Origin of the sequence: Micromonospora sp. NPDC049051 (genome assembly GCF_043197575.1) — a bacterium.
Classification (GTDB): Bacteria; Actinomycetota; Actinomycetes; order Mycobacteriales; family Micromonosporaceae; genus Micromonospora.
In genome coordinates, this window is sequence record NZ_JBICTL010000001.1 from 323,732 (window position 1) to 350,063 (window position 26,332).

24 protein-coding genes and 1 tRNA gene are annotated in these 26,332 nt (G+C 73.1%); 14 read left to right on the forward strand and 11 right to left on the reverse strand.

The window, feature by feature from the left end:
* Positions 1 to 49 precede the first annotated feature (49 nt).
* A complete protein-coding gene (dcd, locus tag ACGFIR_RS01550) occupies positions 50 to 628 on the reverse strand; it encodes a dCTP deaminase (RefSeq protein WP_393142620.1) in 579 nt (192 codons plus the stop codon).
* Between the two features lie 78 nt (positions 629 to 706).
* On the opposite strand from dcd, the gene ACGFIR_RS01555 reads away from it, so the two are divergent.
* Positions 707 to 1,258, forward strand: a complete 552-nt coding sequence (locus tag ACGFIR_RS01555) for a pyridoxamine 5'-phosphate oxidase family protein (protein WP_393142622.1) — start codon at positions 707 to 709, stop codon at positions 1,256 to 1,258.
* Between the two features lie 147 nt (positions 1,259 to 1,405).
* Here the strand turns inward: ACGFIR_RS01555 and ACGFIR_RS01560 are convergent, their stop codons facing one another.
* Complete coding sequence (locus tag ACGFIR_RS01560; protein WP_393005017.1) at positions 1,406 to 2,392, reverse strand: zinc metalloprotease; 987 nt, start codon at positions 2,390 to 2,392, stop codon at positions 1,406 to 1,408.
* A 530-nt stretch (positions 2,393 to 2,922) separates the two neighbouring features.
* Between ACGFIR_RS01560 and ACGFIR_RS01565 the strand changes: the two genes are divergently transcribed.
* Both ACGFIR_RS01565 and ACGFIR_RS01570 read left to right on the forward strand, forming a co-directional pair.
* Positions 2,923 to 2,996, forward strand: a tRNA-Gly gene (locus ACGFIR_RS01565).
* 86 nt (positions 2,997 to 3,082) lie between these two features.
* Positions 3,083 to 3,784, forward strand: coding sequence for an SAM-dependent methyltransferase (locus tag ACGFIR_RS01570; RefSeq protein ID WP_393142624.1), 702 nt, complete (start codon positions 3,083 to 3,085; stop codon positions 3,782 to 3,784).
* Positions 3,785 to 3,832: 48 nt separating this feature from the next.
* On the opposite strand, the gene ACGFIR_RS01575 is transcribed toward ACGFIR_RS01570, so the two are convergent.
* Positions 3,833 to 4,930: a hypothetical protein gene (locus tag ACGFIR_RS01575; protein ID WP_393142626.1), complete on the reverse strand. Its 1,098-nt coding sequence runs from the start codon at positions 4,928 to 4,930 to the stop codon at positions 3,833 to 3,835.
* A gap of 29 nt (positions 4,931 to 4,959) precedes the next feature.
* Entirely contained in the window at positions 4,960 to 5,280 is a 321-nt protein-coding gene (locus ACGFIR_RS01580) for a PadR family transcriptional regulator (protein ID WP_393143700.1), read from the reverse strand.
* Positions 5,281 to 5,374: 94 nt separating this feature from the next.
* On the opposite strand from ACGFIR_RS01580, the gene ACGFIR_RS01585 reads away from it, so the two are divergent.
* Positions 5,375 to 6,256, forward strand: a complete 882-nt coding sequence (locus tag ACGFIR_RS01585; protein WP_393142628.1) for an LLM class flavin-dependent oxidoreductase — start codon at positions 5,375 to 5,377, stop codon at positions 6,254 to 6,256.
* On the opposite strand, the gene ACGFIR_RS01590 is transcribed toward ACGFIR_RS01585, so the two are convergent.
* On the reverse strand, positions 6,233 to 6,679 hold the full coding sequence (locus ACGFIR_RS01590; protein ID WP_393142630.1) for an ASCH domain-containing protein: 447 nt from the start codon (positions 6,677 to 6,679) through the stop codon (positions 6,233 to 6,235). The two genes, ACGFIR_RS01585 and ACGFIR_RS01590, sit on opposite strands and share 24 nt — an antisense overlap.
* Positions 6,680 to 6,783: 104 nt before the next feature.
* Here ACGFIR_RS01590 and ACGFIR_RS01595 point away from each other — a divergent pair, with 104 nt between their 5' ends.
* Positions 6,784 to 7,320, forward strand: a complete 537-nt coding sequence (locus tag ACGFIR_RS01595) for an alpha/beta hydrolase (RefSeq protein WP_393142632.1) — start codon at positions 6,784 to 6,786, stop codon at positions 7,318 to 7,320.
* A gap of 15 nt (positions 7,321 to 7,335) precedes the next feature.
* On the opposite strand, the gene ACGFIR_RS01600 is transcribed toward ACGFIR_RS01595, so the two are convergent.
* Positions 7,336 to 7,887: a phosphoribosyltransferase family protein gene (locus ACGFIR_RS01600; RefSeq protein ID WP_393142634.1), complete on the reverse strand. Its 552-nt coding sequence runs from the start codon at positions 7,885 to 7,887 to the stop codon at positions 7,336 to 7,338.
* A 176-nt stretch (positions 7,888 to 8,063) separates the two neighbouring features.
* On the opposite strand from ACGFIR_RS01600, the gene ACGFIR_RS01605 reads away from it, so the two are divergent.
* The 4 genes from ACGFIR_RS01605 (at position 8,064) to ACGFIR_RS01620 (ending at position 13,041) form a co-directional block, all read left to right on the forward strand.
* Positions 8,064 to 8,711 (forward strand): septal ring lytic transglycosylase RlpA family protein, encoded by a 648-nt coding sequence (locus tag ACGFIR_RS01605; RefSeq protein WP_393142636.1) that lies wholly within the window; start codon positions 8,064 to 8,066, stop codon positions 8,709 to 8,711.
* Between the two features lie 100 nt (positions 8,712 to 8,811).
* Positions 8,812 to 9,939 carry a PP2C family protein-serine/threonine phosphatase gene (locus ACGFIR_RS01610; protein ID WP_393004995.1) on the forward strand — a complete coding sequence of 376 codons (1,128 nt, stop codon included), beginning with the start codon at positions 8,812 to 8,814 and terminating at the stop codon, positions 9,937 to 9,939.
* Positions 9,940 to 10,099: 160 nt separating this feature from the next.
* Positions 10,100 to 11,956, forward strand: coding sequence for an acyl-CoA dehydrogenase (locus ACGFIR_RS01615; protein WP_393142638.1), 1,857 nt, complete (start codon positions 10,100 to 10,102; stop codon positions 11,954 to 11,956).
* Positions 11,957 to 12,771: 815 nt separating this feature from the next.
* Positions 12,772 to 13,041: a DUF6458 family protein gene (locus tag ACGFIR_RS01620; RefSeq protein ID WP_013730795.1), complete on the forward strand. Its 270-nt coding sequence runs from the start codon at positions 12,772 to 12,774 to the stop codon at positions 13,039 to 13,041.
* Between the two features lie 149 nt (positions 13,042 to 13,190).
* On the opposite strand, the gene ACGFIR_RS01625 is transcribed toward ACGFIR_RS01620, so the two are convergent.
* Positions 13,191 to 13,727, reverse strand: a complete 537-nt coding sequence (locus ACGFIR_RS01625) for a SixA phosphatase family protein (protein WP_393004991.1) — start codon at positions 13,725 to 13,727, stop codon at positions 13,191 to 13,193.
* Between the two features lie 116 nt (positions 13,728 to 13,843).
* On the opposite strand from ACGFIR_RS01625, the gene ACGFIR_RS01630 reads away from it, so the two are divergent.
* On the forward strand, positions 13,844 to 14,128 hold the full coding sequence (locus ACGFIR_RS01630) for a DUF6458 family protein (RefSeq protein WP_393142640.1): 285 nt from the start codon (positions 13,844 to 13,846) through the stop codon (positions 14,126 to 14,128).
* Between the two features lie 100 nt (positions 14,129 to 14,228).
* On the opposite strand, the gene ACGFIR_RS01635 is transcribed toward ACGFIR_RS01630, so the two are convergent.
* Positions 14,229 to 14,906: a hemolysin III family protein gene (locus tag ACGFIR_RS01635; protein ID WP_393004987.1), complete on the reverse strand. Its 678-nt coding sequence runs from the start codon at positions 14,904 to 14,906 to the stop codon at positions 14,229 to 14,231.
* A 107-nt stretch (positions 14,907 to 15,013) separates the two neighbouring features.
* Between ACGFIR_RS01635 and ACGFIR_RS01640 the strand changes: the two genes are divergently transcribed.
* From ACGFIR_RS01640 to ACGFIR_RS01650, 3 genes are read left to right on the forward strand one after another with little or no spacing between them, the layout of a single operon-like run.
* Positions 15,014 to 15,646: an allophanate hydrolase subunit 1 gene (locus ACGFIR_RS01640; RefSeq protein ID WP_393004985.1), complete on the forward strand. Its 633-nt coding sequence runs from the start codon at positions 15,014 to 15,016 to the stop codon at positions 15,644 to 15,646.
* On the forward strand, positions 15,643 to 16,500 hold the full coding sequence (locus tag ACGFIR_RS01645) for a biotin-dependent carboxyltransferase family protein (RefSeq protein ID WP_393142642.1): 858 nt from the start codon (positions 15,643 to 15,645) through the stop codon (positions 16,498 to 16,500). The genes ACGFIR_RS01640 and ACGFIR_RS01645 overlap by 4 nt, the downstream gene beginning before the upstream one ends.
* Positions 16,484 to 17,233 (forward strand): LamB/YcsF family protein, encoded by a 750-nt coding sequence (locus ACGFIR_RS01650; RefSeq protein ID WP_393004981.1) that lies wholly within the window; start codon positions 16,484 to 16,486, stop codon positions 17,231 to 17,233. The genes ACGFIR_RS01645 and ACGFIR_RS01650 overlap by 17 nt, the downstream gene beginning before the upstream one ends.
* A gap of 51 nt (positions 17,234 to 17,284) precedes the next feature.
* Here the strand turns inward: ACGFIR_RS01650 and ACGFIR_RS01655 are convergent, their stop codons facing one another.
* Both ACGFIR_RS01655 and ACGFIR_RS01660 read right to left on the reverse strand, forming a co-directional pair.
* Complete coding sequence (locus ACGFIR_RS01655) at positions 17,285 to 19,126, reverse strand: NHL domain-containing thioredoxin family protein (RefSeq protein ID WP_393142644.1); 1,842 nt, start codon at positions 19,124 to 19,126, stop codon at positions 17,285 to 17,287.
* 616 nt (positions 19,127 to 19,742) lie between these two features.
* Positions 19,743 to 22,628, reverse strand: coding sequence for a LuxR C-terminal-related transcriptional regulator (locus ACGFIR_RS01660; protein WP_393142646.1), 2,886 nt, complete (start codon positions 22,626 to 22,628; stop codon positions 19,743 to 19,745).
* A 187-nt stretch (positions 22,629 to 22,815) separates the two neighbouring features.
* On the opposite strand from ACGFIR_RS01660, the gene ACGFIR_RS01665 reads away from it, so the two are divergent.
* Positions 22,816 to 23,934: an FG-GAP repeat domain-containing protein gene (locus tag ACGFIR_RS01665; protein WP_393004977.1), complete on the forward strand. Its 1,119-nt coding sequence runs from the start codon at positions 22,816 to 22,818 to the stop codon at positions 23,932 to 23,934.
* A 63-nt stretch (positions 23,935 to 23,997) separates the two neighbouring features.
* On the opposite strand, the gene ACGFIR_RS01670 is transcribed toward ACGFIR_RS01665, so the two are convergent.
* A partial coding sequence (locus ACGFIR_RS01670; RefSeq protein ID WP_393142648.1) for a hypothetical protein occupies positions 23,998 to 26,332 on the reverse strand: 2,335 nt, incomplete at its 5' end.

The window sequence follows — 26,332 nt, forward strand, 5'->3', positions numbered from 1 at the left end:
CCGGAGGGTCCCCGCCCGGCGGGGGCCCTCCGCCCGCCCGCAGGTCGGGTCAGCGGGTCGGCCAGGTGCGCCAGTGCTGCCAGGAGCGGCTCGGGGTCGGCCCGCGCTGCCCCTGGTAGCGCGAGCCGTAGACGACCGAGCCGTACGGGTGCTGCGCCGGCGACGAGAGCCGGAAGATGCAGAGTTGCCCGATCTTCATGCCCGGCCAGAGCGTGATCGGCAGGTTGGCCACGTTGGACAGCTCCAGGGTGACGTGGCCGGAGAAGCCCGGGTCGATGAAGCCCGCCGTGGAGTGGGTGAGCAGGCCGAGCCGGCCCAGTGAGCTCTTCCCCTCCAGGCGGCCGGCGAGCTGGTCGCCGAGCGAGATGACCTCCAGCGTCGAGGCGAGCACGAACTCGCCGGGATGCAGCACGTAGGGCTCGCCGTCGGGTACCTCGACCATCGACGTGAGGTCGTCCTGCTGCTGGGCGGGGTCGATGTGGGTGTAGAGGTGGTTGTTGAAGACCCGGAAGAGCTTGTCCAGGCGTACGTCGATGCTGGACGGTTGCACCAACGCGGGCTCGAACGGCTCCAGCGCGAGCGTTCCCGCCTCGATCTCGCGGGCCAGGTCGCGATCGGAGAGCAGCATCCGCACACCTTAGCGAGCGACGTGCGTGACCTGCGTGTCGGAGTGCGCCTTCGTACAATTGTTCGATAGAATGCCGGCATGGCTTCCTGGTCCGAATTCGCCGCCGACGAGCCCCGCCTCGCCGACGGGATCCGCCTCCTCATGCAGCAGTACGGGCCGGGCTTCGGCTACCTGGCCACCGTCCGCGCCGACGGCGGGCCCCGGGTGCACCCGGTCTCCCCCGTGATCACCGACGAGGGGCTCTTCTGCTTCGTCGTCGACTCGCCCAAGCGGCGCGACCTGGAGCGCGACGGTCGCTACGCGCTGCACTCCTTCCCGCCGGAGGAGAGCGACGACGAAGCCTACGTCGCCGGCCACGCCCGGCCGGTGACCGACCCGGCCCGGGTCGCCCGGCTGGCCCGCAGTCACCGGGCCGCGCCCCAGGTCGACTGGCGGGTCTTCGAGTTCACCGTCGACGTGGCGATGCTGGCCCGCCGCGAGTCCGGTGTCGCTGGCGGGGCCGGCGAGTGGCACGGCCGCCCCGCCGTCCAGGTGTGGCTCGACCCCCACGCGGCTGCCGCCGGCACCGCCGTGCTGCCCGAGACCCGGTCGGGAAGCGTCGGCGGCCACGCCGCCCGCCCGGCCGCCTGAGACGCGGTGCGGCGCCCCGGCACCGTTCCCACCCGGGGCGCCGCACCGTGACCACCATCCCGCCCCCGGGCGCGGCCCACCGGCCGCACACACACCGGTGCCGGCCCCGTCGAGCGGAGCCGGCACCGGTGGAGTCGTACGGCTTGACTACGCCGCGCGGTACGCGTTCCAGGCGGTCAGCATGCGGCTGGCCTGCCCGGCGGTGAACTGGTACATGCAGGAGTCGTACGTGTAGTCCATGAAGTTGGTGATCGGGTCGGTGCCCGCGGTGCTGCAGGTGTCCCGCCCGGTCGGGCACTGGTAGGCCGGCGAGGCCTCGGCCGGCGTGTCGCTGACGCTGTCACCCGAGCCGGAGCAGCCGCCCTGGAAGGTGTGGTAGAGGTTCAGCCAGTGGCCGACCTCGTGGGTGCCCGTGTCGCCCTGGTTGTAGTTGGTGGCGGTGCCGCCCGGCAGCGACTCGCTCAGCACGACGACGCCGTCCATGGTGTTGAGCTTCCGGGCCGGGAAGGTCGCCCAGCCGAGCAGGTCGTCGCTCAGCTCACCCAGGTAGAGGTTGAGGGTGTTCTTGCCGCCCTCGCGCAGCGAGGTCTTCATCGACCGCTCCGCCGAGGAGCCCTGCACGATCGGGTACCAGGACGTGTTCGTCACCCGGTTGATCTTCTGGAGTTGGAAGCTGAACGCGGTGGCCGCGCCACCGGTCGCCCCGCTGAACGACTGGTTCAGCACGCTGATCTGCGAGTTGATCATCGAGTCGGGGATGTTGCCGCCGGCCCGGGTGCTGTTCTCCTGGATCACGTGCACCACCACGGGGATCGTGACGGTGGCCGCCATCGTGGAGGCGCCGGCGCCGGCGCGGAACCGCGCCCGCTCGCTCAGCGCGGCGGCCATGTCGGCCTCGCGCTCGCGGGTCTCCGCGAGGGTCAGCTCGTTCGGCTCGTGCTTGGCCTTGCCGCCGTGCTTGACGCGGGCATCCGAGTGGACGTCGGCCGGCTCGACGCAGACCTCGCCGGGAGCGGCGGAGAAGGCCGAAGCGGCCGGGACGACGCCCACCGCGGCGGTGCTGAGCAGCAGCGCGAGGGTCGTCGACGCGACACCGGCCGTACGCCGGGTCAGCAGGTTGGGACGGAGTCCCATGGGCCCACCTCTTTCTGGCGGCGCGACAGGAGGTATGTCACGCCCTGGCTGTAAACGTTGGGCAGACGTTACAACCGATCGAGGGATTTGAGAATGGCTATGTGTTGCCGGCGTGGAACTTTTCCCTGGCGAACGTGTTTCGTGAGCAACTTTCGTCGATAAGAAGCGACCCGCGGTACCGGTTCGGATCCGAGCGTGCCGACCGCGCCAGCCGGGCTACGCGGCTGGACGGTCGCGGCGGACGGGCTGCGGCCCGGCGGGGCGGCGGTCCGGCGGGGCTGCGGTGCGGCGGGGCTGCGGTGCGGCGGGGCTGCGGCCCGGCGGGGCTGCGCCGGGGTGGTGGCGCGGCGAGGGTGGCGGGCGGCGGTGCGGTGGGCGGTGGCGAGGCAGTGGCCCGGCAGTGGCGTGCGAGATCTTGGTGAGTTGAGGCCCCTCTGAGGGCCGTTCGCTGCCAAGGTCGCCGCGCCGGGTTGCGTCGGAGGGGTGCCTGGGTGCACCGGCGTGACGACTCAGGTACAGTGGTGCCGCCTGCGGGTGTAGTTCAATGGCAGAACATCAGCTTCCCAAGCTGACAGTGCGGGTTCGATTCCCGTCACCCGCTCCACGTACGAAGGCCCTGGTCAGGACTGTGGTCCCAGCCAGGGCCTCTTGGCGTCTCATGGGCGGCGGCTGTTGTCGTACGGTGTGTCGATGGATGGCCAAGATCGCGATGCGTACCTGGCCGCCGCCGCGGCCAACCTGACCTTCAACGCGCCGCTCGGCGAGCAGCGGGCGGCGGAACTGGTCCGGCGGTTGGCCCCCACCGGGGCGGGCTGGCGAGCCCTGGACCTGGGCTGCGGCAACGGCGAGCTGCTGCTGCGGCTGTGTGAGGCCCACGGCATCGACGGCGACGGGATCGAGCGTGACGCCGCAGGGGCCCGGCTGCGCGCGACGGAGCGGGGACTCTCGGACCGGGTCACCTTCCACAGCGCGGACGCCGCCACCTGGGACCGGCCCGCCGACCTCGTCGTCAACGTCGGGGCGGGGCACATCTGGGGGGACGCGGCGCGCGCCCTCGCCGCGTTGCACCGCCTCACCGCGCCCGGCGGCAAGCTGCTCTTCGCCGACGGCTTCTACCAGGCCAGCCCCGGTGATCAGGTGCGCGAGATCTTCGGCGACCGGCCTGGCCTGGGGGCCCTGGCCCGGCTCGCCGTGGACGCGGGGTTCCGGCCGCTGCACGTCGCCGTGTCCACCCTCGCCGAGTGGGACGACTTCGAGTCCGACTGGCGCGCGGGCATCGAATGCCTCGGCACACCGCAGGCGCGCGCGTTCGCCGACCAGCGGCGCGACGAGTACCTCGACGGCTACCGCGACGTCGTCGGCTTCGGCTGGCTGATCCTGACACCGGCCTGAACGCCACCCCCGCACCCGTCCGGCCGGCCCGGGTGCCGGGGACGGCGGTCAGCCGACGGCGGCCGTCGGCAGTGGATCGCGCCGCGGTGCGGCGGCCAGGGCCAGCGTCAGCAGCGCGCTCGCCGCGCCCACCACGAAGAGCAGCGAACCCGCCGGCTGACCCAGCCACTCCCACAACGGATGCCAGGTGGGGTGCGGCTGGGCGCGGTGGTGACCGAGCAGGTCGGGGGCGGTCAGCAGGACGGGCGCCCACCAGAGGAACAGGGTGACCCCGAGCAGGACGCCGACCGTTCCCGGGGTGCGGCGCGCCGCCTCGGTGCGCCGGCTGGCCCACCCGAAGACCAGCCAGCCGAGGGCCGCGCCGAGCAGTCCGCCCGCGACCCCGGCCGGCAGCACGGCCGGGGGAGCCGCCCGGCTCAGCGTCAGCGACAGGTTGCCGCCGTCGGGCGACGGCGGGGCGGCCACATGCAGCTGGAGGACCGTGTCGCCGCGTCGGGCGAGCACGGTGGTGTCGGTGGTCGTGACGAGCGGGGCGCACGTCTTGTCGACGCAGCCCAGGGCGCTGCGCACCGTCGGGGCGTACACCTGCCAGCCGGTCTCCCGCAGGCGCCGCTGCGCGAGCGCGAGCGTCTCGTCGGCGGGCATCCGGGGTGCGCCGGCGGTGCCGGCCACGACCTCGCTCTGCTGGTATTCGCCGCCGTCGCCGAGCAGCAGGTTGTCGAGCGCCCGCACGGTGAGTGGCTGGCTGTAGAAGGTGAAGAGCGCCGGCGCCAGCTCGACGTCACCGAGGTCGTGACCGGGCAGCACGACGGTGAAGACGGCGGCGGTCTCGGCCCGGTCGGGCAACGGCGCAGAGGTCTCCCAGGCGGCGCGGGTGGCGAGGGCGGCGGTGAACAGGCCGCAGCTGACGGCGGTGAGGGTGGCCCAGACGCCGACCGTACGGCTGGCTGGTCGTCCCAGCCGGCAGCGCAGGCCATGCCGGATCAGGTTGGCGGCCTCGCGCGGCGTGGGCCGGGTGCGGCCCGGAGGCGCCGCGTCCAGCAGGACCCCGACCATCTCGTCGGCCCGGGCCCGCCGGTAGGCGCGGGGATGGCAGAACAGCAGCCGTCGGTAGCGGCGGGCGAGCCGGTCGCCGGTCGTGGGCATGGCTGTCCTCTCGATCGGTACGGGGGCGGTCAGGCGGTGCCGGGGCGCAGCGCGCGCAGTCGGGTCTCGGCGGCGGTGGCGAGCTGGCGCAGCCGGGCGGTCTCGGCGTCCAGGGCGCGGATCCCGTCCGGGGTGAGGCGGTAGTAGCGGCGGACCCGACCGTCGACGGTCTCCTCGCGGTCGGGCGCGACGAGCCCCTGTGCGTGCAACCGGTCCAACGCGGCGTAGAGGGTGCCGGGCAGCAGGGTGACGCGCTGCGCGGAGAGAGCGGTGACCTCCCGGATGATGCCGTAGCCGTGCCGGGGGGCACCGGCGAGCGCGGTGAGGATCAGGAAGGTCGGCTCACGCATCGCGGTCACGATCGGCACCATATTCAGATCATCGATATATGGTCAACCCCTTGCGGGCGCGCTTCCGGGCAGCGGCGGCTCTAGGCTGGCGATCATGCGGATTGGCATCGTGATCCTTCCCGACCAGCGTTGGTCCGACTCGCGGCGCCGCTGGCGGCAGGCGGACGAGTGGGGCTTCGACCACGCCTGGACGTACGACCATCTGGGCTGGCGGGACCTGGTCGACGGACCCTGGTTCGACTCCGTGACCACGCTGACCGCCGCCGCGACGGTGACCTCCCGGATCCGGCTCGGCACGCTGGTCGCCTCGCCGAACTTCCGTCACCCGGCGGCGTTCGCCCGGCAGGTCACCGCGCTCGACGACGTCTCCGACGGGCGGCTGCTGCTCGGCCTCGGTGCCGGCGGGATCGGCTTCGACTCGGCCGTACTGGGCGGGGAGACGCTGCCGCCACGGCAGCGGGTGGACCGGTTCGCGGAGTTCACCGAGCTGCTCGACCTCATCCTGCGCGAGGACGGCACCACCTGGCGCGGGGAGTGGTTCTCCGCCGTGGACGCCCGCAACAACCCGGGCTGCGTGCAGACGCCCCGGGTGCCGTTCGTGATGGCTGCCAACGGGCCCCGGTCGATGCGGCTGGCGGCACGGTTCGGCCAGGGCTGGATCACCACCGGCCCGGACGCGGACGACCTGGAGAGCTGGTGGCGTGGGGTGGCCGAGGCCGCCGCCCGGATGGACGGGACGCTCGCCGCGGCCGGGCGCGACCCGGGCACCCTGGACCGCTACCTCTCGCTCGACTCCGCGCCGGTCTTCTCGCTGCGCAGCGCCGAGTTCTTCGCCGAGCAGGTCGGCCGGGCCGCCACCCTCGGCTTCACCGACGTGGTCACCCACTGGCCCCGGGCCAGCAGCTGGTACGCCGGTGACGAGGCCGTCCTGGTGGACGTCGCCACCCGTCTGCTACCCGAGCTGCGTCGCGCCTGACGGGCGAGGCCTGGGTGTCCCGCCGTCGCCGCCGGAGACCAGCCGGAAGCGGATGCAGACGACCTCGCTGTCGTCGGTGACAGGGGTGCCCACGCGCGCCCAGTAGGCGGCGTGGCCCGCGCGCCACTCCTCGATGGAGCGGTCACCCTCCCCTTCGGAGCGGGCGAAGTCCCACGGCACGTCCGCGAAGCGGACCACCTCGACGCCGGTGACCTCCACGACGCCGACCAGCGCGTCCTCGTCGTCGACGAGGGCCAGCCGCTCGCCGGCGTGTTCCAGCTCCTCGCCCTCCTCGGCGTACTCGGTGGTCAGCCCGGCGGTCGCCGTCTTCACTCCGGCGAGGACCAGGGTGTTGAGCCGCGTCCGCAGCTCACCGGGGGTGCCGAGGGCGAGGGTGCGCAGTCCACCGATCCGAGGCCACATCCCGCCGACGGTACCGTCGCCGCCGGCCGCAGTCGTGACATTTTCCGCCCCCACTGTCAGTGCGGCGGGCGCTACGGTGGGTGGGGCGACGATCGGGAGGCGGCATGGCGGACAGGCGCGTGGTGCTCATCCCCGGTCGGGGCTACGACACCCGGTTCCCGCTCTTCGTCTACGTCGGCGAGGCGCTGCGCCGCGCCGGCTACGCCCTGCACGCCGTCACGTGGGAGGTGCCGGAGCGGTTGGCCCCTGACCGGGAGGGGCCGGGGCCGGCCGTCGAGTGGGTGATCGGCCAGGTCGCACCGACCCTCGCCGAGCCGACGGACCTGCTGGTCGGCAAGTCGCTCGGCTCGATGGCCACGCCGCTCGCGGCCGACCGCCGACTGCCGGCCGTCTGGCTGACCCCGCTGCTGCACGTCCCCGACGTGGTCGACGGCCTGCGTCGCGCCACCGCGCCGTTCCTGCTGGTGGGCGGCACGGCGGACCCGTCCTGGGACGGCTCGCTGGCCCGCCGCCTCACCCCGTACGTGGTGGAGATCGGGCAGGCCGACCACGCGCTGATGGTGCCGGGTCCGCTGGCCCGCTCGGCGGAGGCGCTCGGCCGGGTCTGCACGGCCGTCGAGGACTTCGTCCAGATCAGGTGACCGGCACAGGCGGCGTCAAGTAGTCAGGTCGGCGCCGTTCATGAGCCCGCGTACGCGCAGCTCGGTGGCGAGCGCCGGGGGGCAGTCCAGCACGACCGTGGCGGTGCCGACCGGTTCCGCGCCCCGAGCGGCGCAGATCTCGTAGAGCGCGCGGACCTGGGCCCCGGTGGCGACCCAGTCGTCCACCACCAGCACCCGGTCGCCCTGGCCGAGGCCGTGATCCCGTACGGCCAGGTCGACCCGCCGGCCACGGAAGTCCGGTGGGCTCTGCGCCCAGGTCAGCGCCCCGGCGGGCAGCCGGCCGTCGCCCGGCTTGTGCGCCGGCACGAAGCCGACCCCGAGCGCCGTCGCGGCGAGCGGACCGAGCAGGTATCCGGTGACCGCCGGCGAGACGACCACCGTCGGCCGGGCGGCCCGGAAGGGCTCCACGAGGGCCGGCCCCAGCCGGGCGAGGACCTCCGGGTCACGCCACCAGCCGGAGACGTCGCTGACCAGGTGGCTGGCGCCGGGGCCGGGGTCGATCCACCTGACCAGCGCGGCGAGGCGTCCGCTTAGCTCGGAGGGCATGCAACCATCCTGCGCCACGCGAGCCGACCCGGACCGCTCGGTCCACCTCGGGTCGGATGATCGGGTACACGTATCACTGCAATTACGGTCATACCACCGTGATCACGTTGACTTCGGATGTGCTTCTCTCGTTACGGTCCGACCCGGTTTGTTCAGGTGACGAAAGGACCGGACCGGTGGCTGGCAGGCACTCCCGTACCCGCATGTTCTCCTCGCCGGCCGGCATCGCGGCCACCGCGGCGGTCGGGGTGGCCCTCGCCGTCGGCGGCACCGTCGGCGCCGTCCAGCTCACCTCGGGCGGGGAGACCTCCCGGCCGGCCGCGCTCGACCTCGCGCCCACCGACCTGCCGACCAGCGTCGCCCCCAGCGCGCCGGTCACCCCGCCGAGCGCCGGCACGTCGCCGAGCGCCAGCGCCTCGCCGAGCGCGACCGCGAGCCCCAAGGCGAGCCGGTCCGCCCAGGCCCCCTCCCGGAGCAAGCCGCGCACCGCCGCGCCGAAGCCCACCGCGACGAAGAAGAGCAGCACCGCCCGCCCGGTGGTCGACAGCGGCTCGTGCGGCGCGTCGTTCTACTCCGAGGGGCAGCTCACCGCCAACGGCGAGAACTTCAACCCGTCCGCGCTGACCGCCGCCCACAAGACCCTGCCGTTCGACACGATGGTCCGGGTCACCAACCCGGCGAACGGCAAGTCCGTGACCGTACGCATCAACGACCGTGGCCCGTTCATCGCGGGGCGCTGCCTGGACCTGTCCCGGGCCGCGTTCGCCGACATCGCCCCGCTCGACGCCGGCCACGTCGAGGTTCGCTACGAGGTGCTGGGCTGACCGCCCGCCGGGTGGCGAACGGCCGGGTGGCGCGATCCAGGTGGGCAGAACATCCTCGGACGACGGGCCAGGTTCATTCACCCGCTCACGTCCATCAGGCATGCTGTCCCTCGTACGCACGCGACCCTTCCAGTCGGGCCCCGGCCCACTGAGCCCCGGATCCCGCGCCGGACTCGGCGCGGCCTTCGTCCTGCTCGCGATCGTCTCGGCCGTGGAACTGGCCGACGGCCGTCCGGCGAACTACATCGCGCTCATGGTGGCCGCGCCGTTCCTGACCGCGGCGCTGGCGTCGTGGCGGATCGTGCTCGGCGTGGGCCTGGCCGCCACGGCCCTGGGGGCCGCCTTCGCGTTCGGCGAGGAGACCGTGGCGCTGCCCACGGCGGTCGCCGTCGCGGGCATCGCGCTGGGCACGGGGATCGCGGTCGCCACGGCAGCCGTACGGCAACGCCAGGCCGAGCGGATCGCCGAGCTGTCCCGGCTCGCCTCGGTCGCCCAGCAGGCCGTGCTGCGCCCGCTCGGTCCGCAGGTCGGCACGCTCTCGGTGGCCGCCCGGTACATCTCGTCCACCGCCACGGCGGAGATCGGCGGCGACCTGTACGAGGCGGTCGACACGCCGTACGGGGTGCGGATGATCATCGGAGACGTGCGGGGCAAGGGCCTCGACGCGGTCCGGCTCGCCAGCATCGTGTTGGGCTCGTACCGGCATGTCGCGTACGAGCGGGCGGACCTGCGGGCCATCGTGACCGACCTGGACCGGGCCGTCGCCCGGAGCGTGGGCGACGAGGACTTCGTGACCGCCGCGCTGGTCGAGGAGCGAGGCGGAACGCTCACCATCGTCAACTGCGGCCACCCGCCGCCGCTGCTGCTGCGCCGGGGCGCCGTCATTCCGCTCGAACCGCCGGCCCCCGCCCCGCCGCTCGGCTTCATGCCGGTGGTACGCCCCCGGGTCGAGCGCCTGGAGCCCGGCGACCGGCTGCTGCTGTTCACCGACGGGCTCGGCGAGGCGCGCCGGGACGGCGAGTTCTTCCCGACCGCCGACCGGGCCTGGCGGCTGCTCGGCCACGGCACCGTCGGCGACGGGCTCGCCTCGCTGGAGACCGCCCTGGTCGAGTGGGTCCACGGCCGGCTCGACGACGACATCGCCCTCGTCCTGATGGAGTACACGGGCTCGCGCGGCGCCGCGACGGTGGCCGTACCGAGCTGGGAGGTCGGCGCGGCCGAGAGCTGAGCCGACCCGCGCCGAGCAGGGTCCGGAGGTCCGTTCGCAACCCGAACGGGAAGTGTGTAATCGCCGTCACTTCTGAGATCGGCTTGTCGCTGCCTACCCATCGGTAATACAGTCGGGGTTACTGATCGGTAACACCTGTCCGGAAGCGGGGCCAGCGAGCATGACCCACTACAAGAGCAACCTTCGGGACCTCGAGTTCAACCTCTTCGAGGTCTTCGGGGCGGACCAGGCGTTCAACCAGGCGCCGTACACGGACCTGGACGTCGACACGGCGCGCGACATCCTCGCCGAGGTCGACCGCCTCGCCCGCGAGGACCTGGCCGCCAGCTACACGGACAGCGACCGCAACCCGCCGGTCTTCGACCCGGCCACGCACACCGCGCCGCTGCCGGAGTCGTTCAAGAAGTCGTACCGGGCGTACATGAACTCCGAGTTCTGGCGGCTGGAGCTGCCGACCGAACTGGACGGCAGCAACGCGCCCCGGGCGCTGGTGTGGTCCCTCGCCGAGCTGATCGTCGGCTCCAATGCCGCCATCTGGATGTACGCCTCCGGCCCGTCCTTCGCGCACGTGCTCCAGGTCGAGGGCACTGAGCAGCAGCAGAAGTGGGCCAAGCTCTTCGTCGACAAGCAGTGGGGCTCCACGATGGTGCTCACCGAGCCGGACGCCGGTTCGGACGTCGGCGCCGGCCGGGCCCGCGCCATCCCGCAGCCCGACGGCTCCTGGCACATCGAGGGCGTGAAGCGCTTCATCACGTCCGCCGAGCACGACCTCAGCGACAACATCATCCACTACGTGCTGGCCCGCCCGGTCGGCGTCGAGGGTGTCGGCGGCCCGGGCACCAAGGGCCTCTCCCTGTTCGTGGTGCCGAAGTACCACTTCGACGAGAACACCGGCGAGCTGGGCGAGCGCAACGGCGTCTTCGCCACCAACGTCGAGCACAAGATGGGCCTGAAGGTCTCCAACACCTGCGAGCTGACCTTCGGCGAGCACGGCGTACCGGCCAAGGGCTGGCTGCTGGGCGAGAAGCACGAGGGCATCCGGCAGATGTTCATGATCATCGAGAGCGCCCGGATGATGGTCGGCACCAAGGCCATCGCCACCCTCTCGACCGGCTACCTGAACGCCCTGGAGTACGCCAAGAGCCGGGTGCAGGGCGCCGACCTGACCCAGATGGCGGACAAGACCGCGCCGCGCGTCACGATCACCCACCACCCCGACGTGCGCCGCTCGCTGATGCTGCAGAAGTCGTACGCCGAGGGTCTGCGCGCCCTGGTCTGCTACACCGCCACCTGGCAGGACAAGGTGGCCATCGCCGAGGCGGCGGGCGACGAGAAGGCGACCAAGCTCGCCAAGCGGGTCAACGACCTGCTCCTCCCGCTGGTCAAGGGCGTCGGTTCGGAGCGGGCGTACGAGCTGCTCGGCCACGAGTCGCTGCAGACCTTCGGCGGCTCCGGCTTCCTCCAGGACTACCCGCTGGAGCAGTACGTCCGGGACGCGAAGATCGACACCCTGTACGAGGGCACCACCGCGATCCAGAGCCTCGACCTCATCTTCCGGAAGATCGTCCGGGACAACGGCAAGGCCCTGATGGCGGTCGCCGGCGAGATCCAGGAGTTCATCGCCACCGAGGCCGGCAACGGCCAGCTCAAGGAGGAGCGGCAGGCGCTGGGCAAGGCGCTCGCCGAGATCCAGAACATGATCGGCGTGATGACCGGCTGGCTGGGCGAGGCGCAGGGCGGCGACACCCGGGCGCTCTACAAGGTCGGCCTGAGCAGCCGCCGGTTCCTGCTGGCAATCGGCGACCTGGTCGTCGGCTGGCTGCTCCAGAAGCAGGCCGACGTGGCCCTGAAGGCCCTGGCCGGCGAGGTCTCGGCCAGCGACAAGGCGTTCTACACCGGCAAGGTGGCCGCCGCCCGGTTCTTCGCCCGCGAGGTGTTGCCCCGCATCGGCGCCGACCGGCGGATCATCGAGGGCACCGACCTGGACATCATGGACCTCCCGGAGGAGGCCTTCTGACATACGCCGTGGCGCCCTGCGGCGCGGCGGTGAAGCCGGGGACGACTCGGCGGTGACTCGGCACGACGGCCGGTGGGCGACAGCCCACCGGCCGTCGTCGTCCGTCGTCGCCTGCCCCTGAGCTGGGTGCAGCTCCGCCAGGGGTGCGCGCCCGCGCTCTGTGGCGGTGCCCCCGCCCTGTGGCGGTGCCCCCGCCCTGTGGCGGTGCCCCCCGTTCTGCAGCCGTGCAAGGGCTCCTGTGGCGGTGCCCCGCCCTGCGGCGGTGCACGAGCCCTGCGGCGATGCACCCGCCAGAGGCGGTGCACCCGCCAGAGGCGGTGCCGGACGTCGGGTACTCCCACGAACTCATCAGGTGCAACCAGCAAAGGTTGCTCACGGATCGTCACGACGGGCGACCGGTCGACCCCACCCCCTTCCGCTCCTTTGCTCTGCAGCCGCAGACGCACCAGTAACTCAGGGTGTCCGTTGCGTCCGTGGCTGCAGAGCAAAGGAGGCGTTCGGTTATATCGGGTGGAGGGCCAAACGGGGCTATCTATGGCCCCGGAGGCGGCATTAAGGTCGAGAGTCCGATTCGTCGTGCTGAGGATGGGTGACTTCCGGTAGTCGCGTGGGCTTCTCCGATTCTGGTTACTCTCCGCAGTTGGGGCCGTGCGTCGGAGGTGCCCACGCCGGGATGGCAGCCGAGGCGCGGCAGCGGGCGGGTCCAGGGCGCTATTCGCAGACCTCATCCGGGTAGCCCGGCGGTGTGGCGGGTAACCGTCGCGAGGCCACGTCAGAGAACGCCCAGAGCCACCGCACGGGGGAGTGCAGCGCACATGGGCATTGGTAGCGGAATCTTCCTGATCGCCATCGGCGCGATTCTGACCTTCGCCATCAGAGCCAACGTCTGGTGGGTCGACCTGCGCGCGGTCGGCTGGGTGTTCATCCTGGCCGGGCTGGGCGTCCTGCTCACCACGCTCTGGTTCTGGCAGGACCGTCGCAAGCGGGCACGGACCCTCATCGTCGAGGAGAACCGGCTCTCGCACCCGACCGCGATGATGCCACCGCCGCCCGACCCGCCGCCGCCGACCGCGCCGCCGTCCTGAGCGGGCCGGGACCGCGCGTCGTCGTCCTGGCCGGGCTGGGACCGCGCGTCGCCGTCCTGACCGGGCTGGGACCGCGCGCCGCCCTTCTTGGCCGGCCCGAGAGTCTGCGAGTCGCGAGCTGAGCCGCCCGCCGCGTACCGGCGGGCGGCTCAGGCGCGTGCGGTGTGCCGGTCGCTGATCGGCGCCCTGTTGTTGCCGAGTTCCGGCCAGGCGACCTCGGGCCGGTGCACCACCACGTCGCTGGTGCGCATTCCGTCCCGGTCCGCCCGCGCCGGGTCGAGCAGCGCCGAGAGCAGCGAGATGCCCGGGTTGTGCGCGATCAGCAGCACCGTACGGGCGCTCGGGTCCACGTTGCGGAGCAGCCCCAGCAGCTCCTCCGGGGCGGCCTCGTACGCGCCGGTCTCGTAGCGCACGACGGGGGCGGGGCCCGCCGAACCGCCCTCCGGCGGCGATCCGGTCATGCCCATCGCCACCCCGTGCCAGGTCTCGCGGGTGCGCCGGGCGGCCGAGCAGACGACCACGTCCGGCAGCAGGCCGTGCTTGGCCAGCCACGCGCCGGCAGCCGCGGCGTCGGCCTGGCCCCGCGCCGACAGGGGGCGCTGTACGTCCGGTGTCTCCCCGGGCGGCTCGGCCTTGGCGTGCCGGAGCAGCACCAGTGTGCGCCTCTGGGCGGCAGCGTCCGTCATGTCCCCAGCTTGCCCGATTGGCGATCAGAGCGCCTGGGTAAGTCGATGGATGCCGCAACCTCACCGATGGCCGCGGCGGAAGGAAACGCCAGGGGACAGCCGAGGAGGCGACGAAAATGGGCTTTGGTAGCAGTATCTTCCTGATCGCGATGGGTGCGATCTTCGCGTTCGCCGTGGAGGCGGATCTCGGCTGGCTCAACCTGTCGGTGGTCGGCTGGGTGCTGATGCTCACCGGCGTGGCCGTCCTGCTGATCACCCTCCACTTCTGGAACTCGCGCCGTCGGACCGTGGTCGCCACCGCTCGTGGGGACCGGGTGGTCGCCGAGCAGGTCGTGCCGGTGCAGGACGACCGGGTCGTGGAGGAGTACCGCGAGGTGCGCCGGCCGCGCCGCACCGTCTGACGTCCGCACGCATTCTTCTGCCGGGGCTCCGCCACGTGGGCGGGGCCCCGGTACGCGTCCGTCAGGTGTGGAACGTGCGCCCGGCCACCTTCAGCCCGCGTCAGGCGAAGAGGGCGAAGTAGATGGCGATGTGGTGGCAGAGCGCGGCCAGGAGCGTGCAGGCGTGGAAGAACTCGTGGTGGCCGAAGACGGTGGGCCAGGGGTTGGGCCGGCGAAGCGCGTAGAAGACCGCGCCCACGGTGTAGATCGCGCCGCCGACGATGAGCAGCACCAGGGCCGTGACGCCACCCTGGTGCAGGATGTCGGGGAGCATGGCGACCGAGACCCAACCGAGCGCCAGGTAGAGCGGCGCGGAGACCCAGCGCGGGGCGTGCGGCCAGACCAGCTTCAGCGCCACGCCCGCGAGCGCGCCGCCCCAGACCAGCGCCAGCATGATCGTGGCGGGCCGGGGTCGCAGCAGCAGTACGCAGAACGGCGTGTAGGTGCCGGCGATGAACACGAAGATCATCGAATGGTCCATCCGGCGCATGATCTGGTAGCCGCGCTCCGACCACACCCGTCGGTGGTAGAGCGCGCTGGTGCCGAAGAGCCCGCACACCGTCAGGCTGTAGACGAGGCAGCTGACCAGCGGGGCCCAGCCCGGTCGGGTCGCGGCGATCGCGCTGAGCACGATGCCGCAGAGCAGCGCGACGAAGAACGCGTACGTGTGCAGCCAGCCGCGCATCCGGGGCTTACCGATGTCGACCGGCTTGAGTCGAAGCCGTGCGGAGGTCGTCACGCACTTAGGTTACGACACCGTAGGTTACTTTCAAGTAGTGCGTCCGCTCACGTGGGACGGCCGCCGACCGGCCCTGGCGCCGTACGCCGGTCGGGGAGTATGGCGGGATGCGGATCCGACCCGTCGGGGCGCACGCCCTGCTGATCGACTGTGCCGGCGCCGACCAGGTGGAGGCGTGGCGGGCCGAGCTGTGGCGGCGGCGCGAACACGGCGAACTGACCGCCGTCGAGATCGTGCCGGCGGCCACCACCGTCCTGCTCGACGGCGTGCCGGACCCCACGACGACAGCCGCGCGGATCGCCGCCTGGCAGCCCCGGCCGGGCACCCCCGGGCCCTCCGACGCGTCGGCCGCCGCCAGCGCCGACCAGGTCGAGGTTCCGGTGACGTACGACGGGGAGGACCTGCCCCTCGTCGCCGACCACTGGGGCGTGGACGTGCCGGCGGTGGTCGACCGGCTGCGGCGTACCACGTTCCGGGTGGCCTTCTGTGGCTTCGCCCCCGGGTTCGCCTACCTGACCGGGCTCCCCGCCGAACTGGCGGTGCCCCGACTGCCCACCCCGCGCCCCCGGGTGCCGGCCGGCTCGGTCGCCCTCGCCGGCCCGTACGCCGGGATCTATCCGACGGCCTCGCCCGGCGGCTGGCTGCTCGTCGGGCGCACCGGAGCGCCCCTCTTCGACGTGCACGCCGACCCACCGGCCCGACTCACCCCGGGCACCCGCGTACGCCTGGTGGCCGCGTGAGCGGGGCGATCGAGGTGCTCCGCGCCGGGGCGCTGACCACCGTCCAGGACCTGGGCCGGGCCGGCTGGGCGCACCTGGGCGTACCCCGGTCGGGGGCGCTCGACCCGGCCGCGCTGCGGCTGGCCAACCGACTTGTCGGCAACCCCGAGTCCGCAGCCGGGCTGGAGATCACGTTGACGGGCTGCGAGCTGCGGTTCCACCGCGCGGCGGCGGTCGCCGTCACCGGTGCCGAGACCGCCGTACGGGTCGGCGACCGTCCCGGCGACGTCGGTCGGCCACTCCCGGTGCCGGCCGGCGCGGTGCTGCGCATCGACCCACCCCGCGACGGCCTGCGCAACTGGCTCGCGATCGGTGGCGGGATCGCCGTCGAGCCGGTGCTCGGCAGCCGCGCCACCGACACCCTCTCCGGGCTCGGCCCACCGCCACTGCGCGACGGCGACCGGCTGCCCCTGGGCGCACCGACCGGGCCGCCCGCCGGCGTGGACGTCACCGTCGTGGCGCCCACCCCGACCGAGCTGCGGCTGACCCTGCGCCTCGGCCCCCGCGACGACTGGTTCACCGCGACCGCACTGGACCGGCTCTTCGGCAGCGCGTACACGGTGAGCCCGGTCAGCAACCGGGTCGGCGCGCGACTCACCGGCGCGACGCTGCCCCGCGCGGTGGCCGGGGAACTGCCCAGCGAGGGCATCGTGCTCGGCGCGGTGCAGGTGCCGGCGGACGGCCAACCGCTGGTCTTCCTCGCCGACCACCCGACCACCGGCGGGTACCCCGTCGTCGGGGTGGTGGACGACGTGACCCCGCTCGCGCAGGCCCGCCCAGGCACTACGGTCAGGTTCCATGGACCTCAACGCTGACCTCGGCGAGGGATTCGGCCTCTGGCGGCTCGGCGACGACGCGGCGCTGCTGGACCTCATCACCTCCGCCAACGTCGCCTGCGGCTTCCACGCCGGCGACGCGTCCACCATGCGCCGGGTCTGCGAGGTCGCCGCCGAGCGCGGGGTGGCCGTCGGCGCGCAGGTCGGCTACCGGGACCTCGCCGGCTTCGGCCGGCGCCACATCGCGTACGACTTCGCGGAGCTGCGCGACGAGGTCACCTACCAGCTCGGGGCCCTCGACGCGTTCTGCCGGCTGTTCCGCACCCGGGTCCGCTACCTGAAGCCGCACGGGGCGCTCTACCACGCCGCCGCCCGCGACGAGGTCCAGGCTGCGGCGCTGGTCGCCGCCGTCGGCGACTACGACGACCAGCTGCCGCTGCTCTGCCCGCCCGGCTCGGTCCTCGCCCAGCTCGCCGCCGGGGCGGGGCTGCGGGCCGTCGCCGAGGGCTTCGCCGACCGGGGCTACCTGCCCAACGGCTCGCTGGTGCCGCGCACCGCCCCGAAGGCGCTGGTGACCGACCCGGAGGAGGTGGCCGCCCGCGCCGTCCGGATGGCCACCGAGCGGGCCGTCGTCGCGGTCGACGGCAGCGTCGTCCCGTGCCCGATCGAGTCGATCTGCCTGCACGGCGACACCCCGGGCGCGGTCCGCTGCGCCGAACTGGTGCGCGCCGCCCTGATCGACGCCGGCGTCACGCTCACCCCGTTCGCGTGAGCGGGGTCCCACCCGCGAAGGACCCCGCCCGGCGTCGGCGGTGGCCGGGCGTCAGGCGTCGTCCAGGCCCCTGAGCACCAGCGGGAGCCGGGCCGTGGCGCCGTCGACCACCCGCACCGGTACGCCCCAGTCCTGCCGGGTCAGGTGGCAGGCGGCGTGCTCGACGTCCGCGTCGCAGGTCGCCGCCTGGGCCGTCACCTGGAGCACGCCGCCGGCCACGTCGCCGTTCACCACCAGCCTGCGGGACAACTCCGTGCCGGTGCCGGCGCCCTCCAGCAGCAGCTCCGGCGGCGAGGCCGACACCACCAGCCGCGTCGACGGACCGTACGTCTCGTCGAGCTTCTGCCCCGGCGCGGGCGTGAAGATCACGTCCAGGGTGACCTCGCCGGCCGCCACGTCGGTGGGCTCGCGCTCGGTGCGGTGCCGGGGACCGTCGACGGTGCTCGCGCCGGCCGCCGACAGCGCGCCGGGAGCCAGCCGGGTCAGCCGGTGCGCGGCGGACTCCACCACCAGCACCCCGCCGTCCGGGGTGAGCACGAGATCGCTCGGCTCGGCCAGCCCGTCCGCGACCGTCGAGACCCGCTCGCTCGCCGGGTCGAAGCGACGCACCGCCCCGTTGTACGTGTCGGCGACCAGCACCGAGCCGTCCGGCAGCGCGCACACCCCCAGCGGGTGCTGGAGCAGCGCCGCCGACGCCGGGCCGTCGACGTGCCCGAAGTCGAAGAGCCCCTGCCCGACGGCGGTGCCCATGACGCCGTTCTCGACGTAGCGGACCGCGCTGGTCTCGCTGTCGGCCACCCAGAGCCGGACACCGTCCGCGGAGACGGAGAGGCCCGACGGCTGCGCCATCCACGCCTCGGGCAGCGGGCCGTCGCGCAGCGCCTCCACGGTGGTGCCCGCGTACATGCCGGCGGTGCGCTTCACCGGGTCGAACCACCACAACTGGTGGATGCCGGCCATCGCGATGACGACCTTGTCGTCGTACCAGGCCAGGTCCCAGGGGGAGGAGAGGTCGACCGAGAGCGCGTCGTGGGAGTGGTCGTCGACCGTCGCGCGCCACTGCCGGCCGGTGCCGGCGACCGTCACCACTTCGCCGTCCGCCAGCCGTACGCCGCGCAGCAGGTGGTTGACGGTGTCGGCGACCACGAGGTCGTAGCCGGCCACCTCGGCGGTGTGCGCCGGCAGCAGGCACAGCCCCTGCGGCTCGGAGAAGGTGGCCGCCCCCGCCGGACCGTCGGCCCGGCCCCGGGTGCCCGTCCCGATCCGACGTACCAGCGTCTCGCCGTCGCCGGCCAGCTCCGCCAGCGAGTGCCGGGCCGAGTCGGACACCAGCAGGTTGCCGTTCGCCAACAGCACCGCCTTGCCCGGGAAGCGCAGCGTGGTCTCCGGCTCGGCCGGCGGGACGTACGGGCCGTCGCCCCGGTGCAGGGTGCCCTTCGCCTCGTGGGTGCCGATCAGCTCGTCGATCAGGCGGGCGAGCCCTTCGGCGTGACCCTCACCGGCCATGGTCGCCACCACGTAGCCCTCCGGGTCGATGACGGAGAGGGTGGGCCAGGCGCGGGCCGCGTACTGCTGCCACATGTCCAGCTCGGGATCGTCGAGCACGGGGTGGTGCACGCCGTACCGCTCCACGGCGGCGGCCAGCGCGTCCGGGTCCTTCTCGTGCTCGAACTTCGGCGAGTGCACGCCGATCACGACGAGCACGTCGCCGTACTTCTCCTCCAGCGGGCGCAGCTCGTCGAGCACGTGCAGGCAGTTGATACAGCAGAAGGTCCAGAAATCTAACAAGACACAGCGACCTCGAAGGTCCTGCAAGGTCAGGTTCCGCCCACCCGTGTTGAGCCACTGCCGGCCCCGCAGTTCGGGGGCACGTACGCGCGCTGTCGTTCCCATGTCAGCCAGCCTGCCATGTCTCGCTGGAGCCGAGCCGGGCTCCGTGACCCGGAAGACAAGGATCCTCGGCCCGCCGGGGGAGCCTCGTCGCGCCTGCTCAGCGGGATGAGGCGGTCGGCGCCCGGGCTTTCGTCCGGCAGCGCCCGCAGGGCGGGCTCACTCCGCGCCCCCGGTCGCCAACCGCGCTCCGGCAACGGACGACGCTGGCAGACGTCCGTTTCACGACGGGCGAGTTCGCCGGCCCGAGGCTCAACGGGTCGTCGGGCGTGAGGCTCATCCGCCGGACCAGGATCGCGCCATCGGACATCCTGGCGGGATCGGGCCGGGCGGCAGCCAGGCGGCGGACATGGGCTGTTCGCGGTAGGGCATCGGGGCTCCTCGGGACGGGGGCGAATCGGTACGGTGCGCGGCATGGGCGCTCTCAAGCCGTGACACATCGCCACGCTGTGCTGTGTCGTTTCGTCCGCCGCGCTCATTGGCGGCCTGGTCTGGTTCCTGGTCACGCGGGCGAACCGGCGCCAGCCGGGGCCGACGCTGCGGACGCCATTTCGGTGCCGGTCGTCCCACGGGATGGTTGGTTGGCAGCCGACGGGCCGCGACAGGTCGACCGGAGCCGTTACACGACCTGGCGGGCGATCGTGGGGAGGACGAAACCGTCCTCGGCGAGCGCACTGGCGAGTTCGTGGCGGCGATGGATGCCGAGCTTGCTGTAGGCGCGATGGAGGTGGTTCTCGGCGGTGCGCGCCGAGATGGTCAGCGCCCTGGCGATCGCGGGGGTGTCCATACCCGTCGCGGCGAGTTCGCTGACCTGCCGTTCCCGGTCGGTCAGAGCCGGAGCGGTCCTGGGCTCGGGCAGCCACTCCGGCCAGGTGCCCTGGTGTTCGCCGAGTAACCGCTGGGTCCTTCTGGCCAGTGCGTTCGTGACCCGGCCGCCACCGAACATCGCCCCGTTGGCCGCAGCTTCCAATGCGAAACCGCGGTATCCGAGCTCCTCGAACGTGGCGCTGACCCGGTTGAGTACCCGCGCGTCCCGGCGGGCCAACGCCTCCGCGTGCTCGGCGAGGAGGGCGAAGAGTCTGCCGTCCGTCTTCGCGGCGAGTTCGCGGACCCGGCTGGCCACGGCGGCGGACGGGGCGAGCCGCACCTCCACATGCAGGAACTCCGTGGCCATCAGCAGATCCCCGGCCCTGACCGCCTCGGCCGCCAGGCGGCGTAGGAGGGTGGCAGCTCCGGTCCGGTTGCCCGAGATGACCAGTGACCACACCTCGCCGAAGGCGCCATAGTCGACAGCGGCGCGAACCGTCGCGCCCCGACGGAGTCGGGAAAGCAGTTCCTGTGCCTTCCCGACCTGCCCGAGTTGCGCCTCGACACCGACGCCGATCGCCAGCAGGGTTTCCCGGAACCTGAAGCCGACCCGCTCGGCGGTGAGCGCACGGGCCTCACGCAACCACCGTGCCGCCTGCCCGGCGTTTCCCTGGTAGTAGGCGCAGATCCCGCCCGCGAGGGCGATGGTGGCGACCCCGTCCGGCGTGCCGTGCTCCACGGCGTCCCGGTAGTAGCGTCCCACCAGGTCCGCCGCTTGGCGGACGGCACCGGCCATGATGAGGGCCTGCACGTGAGTGGCCTGGAGGAGCGCGCGCATCGCCGGCCAGATCGATGGCTTTCCGTCCAGGTCCGTGGGGAACTCCGCGACGGCCCGCTCGGGTCTTCCGCCCAGCAGCAGGAGTCGCGGGCGGAGCGGCGGGACCACGCCCGCCAGGAGCGGGTCGCGCGGCGGGTGCTGCGAGAGCTGGTCCACCGCGTCGGCCGCCTCGGCGGCCGGGCCGCCGAAGGCCATGACGAACGCCTCGGCCGCCAGCAGGTCGGCGTGGACGTCGGCGGGCAGCGCGGCCCGCGCCTCGGCGACCATCCGGAGCGCGCTGTCCGGCTCGTCGATTCCCCAACACCGGTTGACGGCGCGCAGGGCGGCGGCGTTCGCGCGTGCCGCCGGATCGGTCAGATTCCGGTACGCCTCGGCCAACCAGCGCTCTGCCGAGCGATGACTGCCCCGGGCAAGCAGTGCGCGGCCGAGGTGCCAGGCGGCTGCGGGCCCGTGCACCTGTCGTGCGAGTTGCTCCGCGGTGGCCGCGTCGTGGCCGAGTAGCGCCTCCGCGGAGGCTCGCAGCACCTCGTCATCGGCAACCTCGAACCGGGCGGCCAGCCGCCACAGGACGTCGCGGACCCGGTCGGGGGACCCGGTCGCCTGCAGCGCCGCGACCAACTCGGCGTGCACGCGCCGGGCCCGCAACGGCCCGGTCCGAGTCCGGACGGTGCGGGCGGTGAGTGGGTGGGCCACGGTGACCGGCGTGGACGGGTCGGACGGGTCGAGCCGGATGAGGCCGAGCTCCTCCAGACGTTCGATCACCGACATCGGGGCCAGGCGTTCGATCACGTCGACCGGAGCCCCGGCGCCGTAGGCGATGTATCGCAGTGCTGCGGTCTCCTCCGTCGACAGCGACTCCAACGGTCCCGTCAACGCGTCACCGGCCCAGGCCCGGACGACCGTGCCCTGTCGCCAGCCCACCACGTGATCGTGGAGGGTCAGCGCGTCGTTCTCTACCGCGTTCCGCAGCAGTTCGCGCAGGAGGAGCGGGTTACCGCCGGTGAGCCGCCACAATCCGTCCGCGGTGAGCCCGTCGACGTCGGTACCGAACGCGGCGGAGATCAGCTGCCTGGTGTGTTGCCAATCCAGTGGTGCGAGATCCACCCGGTCGAGCCGTACGGTCCGGCGCAGCACATCGACCGGGCCCGCGCCGATCGCGGTCTCCGCCGCCGCGAGCAGCACCCGCACCCTGTGTTCTGAGGCCAGCTTCCCCACGAGTCGCGCGGCGGCCTCGTCCAGGCCGCTCACGTTGTCGACGGCGAGAACCACCAGGTGCTGTCCGGTCGGTCGAGGAACGCTCTCGATGAGCCGGTGCAGGGCTCCTGCCGACGCGGTGTCCAGCGGCTCCACCCGCGGAGTCACGTGATGGGCCACACCGAGCGGAGCGCCATGGTCCGTCATGGTTCCGTTGGCTGGCAGCACATGGTGACCCTTGGCCACGCAACGGTGCAGGACGGCCTCCAGGACCCGGCTCTTGCCCACTCCCGTAGGCCCCGTGACCAGCACTGCGCGCCCCTCGGGCGCCAACAGCCGATCGATCGTCCGGTCGATGTCGTGGGCGCGACCCACCAGTGGCCACCGCCGTCCGATCTGAGCGGTCGACCTGATCATCGCGTCGGGCACGGGAACTCCTGTTGGGCGGGTGTTCGCAGCACCGGGGTCACGAGGCCGGTCTGCCAGGATATCCGGCTGGCAGGCCTCCTTGATCGAGCGCCGGGCCCGGGTGCCGGCACGTCCGGTCGACTCGCCCTGCCCAGACGGGTAGCCGTCCCGCCCATTCGCCGATGCCCTCGGCCGCCGGACACCGCTGTCCGTCCACAGCCCCGCCCGCGGGCCTTGTGTGACCTGGGGCACATTCATCTGAGTATTCGCTACTCAGGCGTGCGGGCGAGAGGTCGGGACATCATCAGTGCTGACGCCAGTCGGAGCGTGTGAATTCCGCTGATTGGCGGAAAGAGCCATTTGTAGCCGCAATCTCCGCAGCACCAGAAAGTGGGTTGTCCACAAAATGCTGTACGACCGAAACCTCAGAAGATGGGGGGCTCGTGTGCTGCTTGCCGCCGCTCTCCTCATCGGTTCAATTACCGTTACGCCGCCAGCCGTCGTGCACGCCAAATCGCCAACGACCAACGTCCAATACGGCCTGGCCTGGGTCGACTTCAACGCCGACGGGAAGACTGATTACTGCGATCTAGGGGGTTCGGGTCTGAGGTGTGTGCTCTCCACGGGCACCGGCCTCGGCCAGCGGATCACGGGGTTCAACCACGACCCCGGTTACAAGGAGGGGCGGGCCTGGGTCGACTTCAACGGCGACGGTCGTACCGACTACTGCCGTGTGGTCGGGTCCGGAAGCAAGTCCCTGTCCTGCACCCTGTCGAACGGCACGTCTTTCGGGCCGACGCATACGTCGGGCGGGCTCGACCCGGGCTGGACCGCAGGTCAGGCCTGGGTCGACTTCAACGCGGACGGGCGTGCCGACTTCTGTCGGGTGATCGGGACCTGGAGCCAGAAGGTGCAGTGCACGATCTCCACGGGCAACGGGTTCGGTGCCACCTACACCTCGGGCAACCTCGACGCGGGCTGGGACGCCGGTCGGGACTGGGTGGACGTCAACGGGGACGGGCGGGCCGACTACTGCCGCGTCGTGGGTTCCAGCAAACTTCAGTGCACGGTCTCCACAGGCGCCGGGTTCGGTGCCACCTTCACTTCCACCACGCTGGACGGTGGATGGGACGACAGCCGCGACTGGGTTGACTTCAACGGCGACGGGCGCGCCGACTACTGCCGGGTCGTCGGAAATCTCTCGAAGTCGGTCCAGTGCACGCTCTCGACGGGCACCAACTTCGGGTCGACCATCACTTCGCCTGCGATGGATGTCGGGTACTGGGTCACCCGAGGATGGGCCGACTTCAACGGTGACGGTCGCCTCGACTTCTGCCGCATCAACAACGATCGCGGCGTCTGCACGGTGTCGAACGGCAGCAGTTTCGGTGCCACCTATTCGCACCCGTCCACGAACTACAGCTATGTCGGCGCGAACGGGTGGGCGGACCTCAACGGAGACGGGCGAGCCGACCACGCGGCCCTTGAGGAGCAGACCACCTTCTACCTCTCCACCGGGACGGGTTGGGGTGGCCCCTTGACCAGTCCGCTCCCGTACGACTGATCCTCGGCGGTGCAAACGACAGCGGGGCCACGGATGACCGTGGCCCCGCCGTCACACTGTGAGTTACTGGCCTGCCGGCTTGAGGCAGAGCACCCGGTTGGCCCCGCCGCCCTGGAGCACCACGTACGGCTGGCTCGGGTCGGCGCACTTGTCCTTGGCGTCCACCTTGGAGACCACGGTGAAGGCGCCCGCCTCGCCACACTCCGCCGCCGCCGCGTTCTCGCCCGACTTCTTGACGCAGCTGCCGACGGCCGGGTCGAACGCCGGGGCCGGATCGTCGCCGCCGACCTTGCCGAGCAGCATGAGCAGGCCCAGCGGCACCGCCAGGATGAGAATCGCCGCGACGAGCACCGCCGCGAGCACCCGACCGTTGCGGACCTTGGGCGTGGGGGGCTCGGCCTTCGGCTCCGCGATGGGCTTGAACGAGTCGAACCGTCCCTGATCCTGGTCCGTGCCGCCCTGGTCCCACGAGGAGCCGGGCTGCTGCGGGGGCGGGAAGGCAGGCGGGAACCCGCCGCCCGGCGCGGGCTCAGCGGCCGGGCCGGGGCCGTAGCCGGGTGCCGCGCCACCGGCGGCCGGCGTACCGAAGGGGTCGGCGGGTGGCTCCGCGCTGTCGTGCGGCCGGACCCCGTTGACCGGCCGGGCGTTGGCCGGTGCGTCGACGAAGGAGGGCACGCCCGGCGGGAAGGCGGGGGGTGCGGCCGGCGAGGCGGGCGCCACCGGGGAGACCGCGCCGAAGACGGCGGTTCCGCCCGGCGCCCGGTCGTCGAAGCGGGCGTCCGGCTGGTCGAAGCGGGCGTCCGGCTGGTCGAAGCGGTTGTCCTGGCCCTGGTCGAAGCGGGCCTCGGGGCCCTGGTCGAACCGGTTCTCCTGGGCCTGGCCGAAGCGCGGCTCCTGGTCGAACCGGAGCTCGGGCCCCTGCGCGAAGCGCGGGTCCTGGCTCTGGTCGAAGCGCGGGTCGGGTCCCTGACCGAAGCGCGGGTCCGGTCCCTGGTCGAAGCGCGGGTCCGGTCCCTGGTCCGGCCGGTGTGCGTTCGGGTCGTCGTGCTCCGGCTCGTCCGCCGGCTCGGGGCGGGTCGGCCGGCCGTACACCCGGGGCTGTGGCGCGGGCGTACCACCCGGCCGCAGGTCCTGGTCGGCCGGCGGCATGACCCGGCTGGCCATCGGCACCGAGGCGCTCGCCGAGACGCTGCCGGCGCCCGGCTCGGCGGCCTCCGGCGACGCGACGCCCGCCCGTCCGCCTGCCTCCGGCGAGGTGCGCGGAGCGGGGACCACCGGGCCGGCGGGCGACTGCGGCTCGTCGTGCCGGGAGCCGGCCTGGGCCCAGGCCGGCTGCTCCTGCCCGTACGCCGGCGGGCCAGGCTGCTCGGGGGCGAACTGGGCCGGCGGGGCGAAGTCGCCCGGGCCAGCGGCGGCGGCCAGGCTTGCGCCGGGTACCCGCTGCTCCTGCGGCGGGAGCGGCACCGCGTTGGCCGGCGAGATGCCGGGCCCCGGTGGGGGCTGGTAGATCGGCGGCTCCTCGGCCCGCTCCGGCTCCCAGCCGTTGCCGGCGCGGGAAGGGGCGGGCTCGTTCGCCTCCGCGCGGCCCCACGCCTCGTCCGCCGACCACGGCTCGACGTCCGGTACGGCCGGGCGCTCGGGGGCGTTGCCGGCCCACTGCGGCGGGTGCTCCGACGCGGCACCCCACGGCTGCTGCCCGCCGTCGCCGGGCACCGGCACGGAGGCCCGACCGGGCGGGGTGGCGGCGGGCGGCGGGGCGCCCCAGCCGTTGGCGTCCCGGTCGTCGGGCGCTGCGGGCACGGACGCCGCACCACGTGCGGAGCGCTCGTCCCGGGCCGGCCACTCGTCACCCTGGTGCTGGTCGCCCCGGGGTGCGTCGTCGTGAGAAGCGGCCCGGCCGTCGCCCGGACGCTGCTCCGCACCGGCGTCCCAGCCGGGCTGCTCGTCCTGCTGCTGGCCGCCGCCGGCCCAGCCGCCGGAGCGGTTCGGGTCGTCCTGGGTGGGCCAGGGCTGGGCGGCGGGTGCGGGTGCGGGTGCGGCCTGCGGGACGCGGGCGGCGCCGCGTGCGGCGGGCTCGGGCTGTGCCCAGGCGGGCGACGCCTGCTCGGCCGGCGCCCAGTTGGGCTGCTCCTCCTGCTGCTGGCCCCCGCCGGTCCAGCCGCCGGAGCGGTTGGGGTCGTCCTGCTGAGGGGTGCCGCCGGCCCAGCCGCCCGAGCGGTTCGGGTCGTCCTGCTGCGGTGCCGGGTTCCAGCCGTGGGCCTGGTCCTGTGCGGACTCGGCGTTCCAACCGCCGGAGCGGTTGGGGTCGTCCTGGGTGGGCCAGGGCTGGGCGGCGGGTGCGGGTGCGGGTGCGGCCTGCGGGACGCGGGCGGCGCCGCGTGCGGCGGGCTCGGGCTGG

What these genes read in the sequence shown, in the direction of transcription:
- ACGFIR_RS01620 (WP_013730795.1), top strand. Translation starts at nt 12,772, where the DNA reads ATGGGCATTGGTAGCGGAATCTTCCTGATCGCCATCGGCGCGATTCTG.
- ACGFIR_RS01570 (WP_393142624.1), top strand. Translation starts at nt 3,083, where the DNA reads ATGGATGGCCAAGATCGCGATGCGTACCTGGCCGCCGCCGCGGCCAAC.
- ACGFIR_RS01650 (WP_393004981.1), top strand. Translation starts at nt 16,484, where the DNA reads ATGGACCTCAACGCTGACCTCGGCGAGGGATTCGGCCTCTGGCGGCTC.
- ACGFIR_RS01595 (WP_393142632.1), top strand. Translation starts at nt 6,784, where the DNA reads ATGGCGGACAGGCGCGTGGTGCTCATCCCCGGTCGGGGCTACGACACC.
- ACGFIR_RS01590 (WP_393142630.1), bottom strand. Translation starts at nt 6,679, where the DNA reads ATGTGGCCTCGGATCGGTGGACTGCGCACCCTCGCCCTCGGCACCCCC.
- ACGFIR_RS01630 (WP_393142640.1), top strand. Translation starts at nt 13,844, where the DNA reads ATGGGCTTTGGTAGCAGTATCTTCCTGATCGCGATGGGTGCGATCTTC.
- ACGFIR_RS01615 (WP_393142638.1), top strand. Translation starts at nt 10,100, where the DNA reads ATGACCCACTACAAGAGCAACCTTCGGGACCTCGAGTTCAACCTCTTC.
- ACGFIR_RS01585 (WP_393142628.1), top strand. Translation starts at nt 5,375, where the DNA reads ATGCGGATTGGCATCGTGATCCTTCCCGACCAGCGTTGGTCCGACTCG.
- ACGFIR_RS01640 (WP_393004985.1), top strand. Translation starts at nt 15,014, where the DNA reads ATGCGGATCCGACCCGTCGGGGCGCACGCCCTGCTGATCGACTGTGCC.
- ACGFIR_RS01610 (WP_393004995.1), top strand. Translation starts at nt 8,812, where the DNA reads ATGCTGTCCCTCGTACGCACGCGACCCTTCCAGTCGGGCCCCGGCCCA.
- ACGFIR_RS01560 (WP_393005017.1), bottom strand. Translation starts at nt 2,392, where the DNA reads ATGGGACTCCGTCCCAACCTGCTGACCCGGCGTACGGCCGGTGTCGCG.
- dcd (WP_393142620.1), bottom strand. Translation starts at nt 628, where the DNA reads ATGCTGCTCTCCGATCGCGACCTGGCCCGCGAGATCGAGGCGGGAACG.
- ACGFIR_RS01575 (WP_393142626.1), bottom strand. Translation starts at nt 4,930, where the DNA reads ATGCCCACGACCGGCGACCGGCTCGCCCGCCGCTACCGACGGCTGCTG.
- ACGFIR_RS01655 (WP_393142644.1), bottom strand. Translation starts at nt 19,126, where the DNA reads ATGGGAACGACAGCGCGCGTACGTGCCCCCGAACTGCGGGGCCGGCAG.
- ACGFIR_RS01555 (WP_393142622.1), top strand. Translation starts at nt 707, where the DNA reads ATGGCTTCCTGGTCCGAATTCGCCGCCGACGAGCCCCGCCTCGCCGAC.
- ACGFIR_RS01600 (WP_393142634.1), bottom strand. Translation starts at nt 7,887, where the DNA reads ATGCCCTCCGAGCTAAGCGGACGCCTCGCCGCGCTGGTCAGGTGGATC.
- ACGFIR_RS01660 (WP_393142646.1), bottom strand. Translation starts at nt 22,628, where the DNA reads ATGAATGTGCCCCAGGTCACACAAGGCCCGCGGGCGGGGCTGTGGACG.
- ACGFIR_RS01580 (WP_393143700.1), bottom strand. Translation starts at nt 5,280, where the DNA reads ATGCGTGAGCCGACCTTCCTGATCCTCACCGCGCTCGCCGGTGCCCCC.
- ACGFIR_RS01625 (WP_393004991.1), bottom strand. Translation starts at nt 13,727, where the DNA reads ATGACGGACGCTGCCGCCCAGAGGCGCACACTGGTGCTGCTCCGGCAC.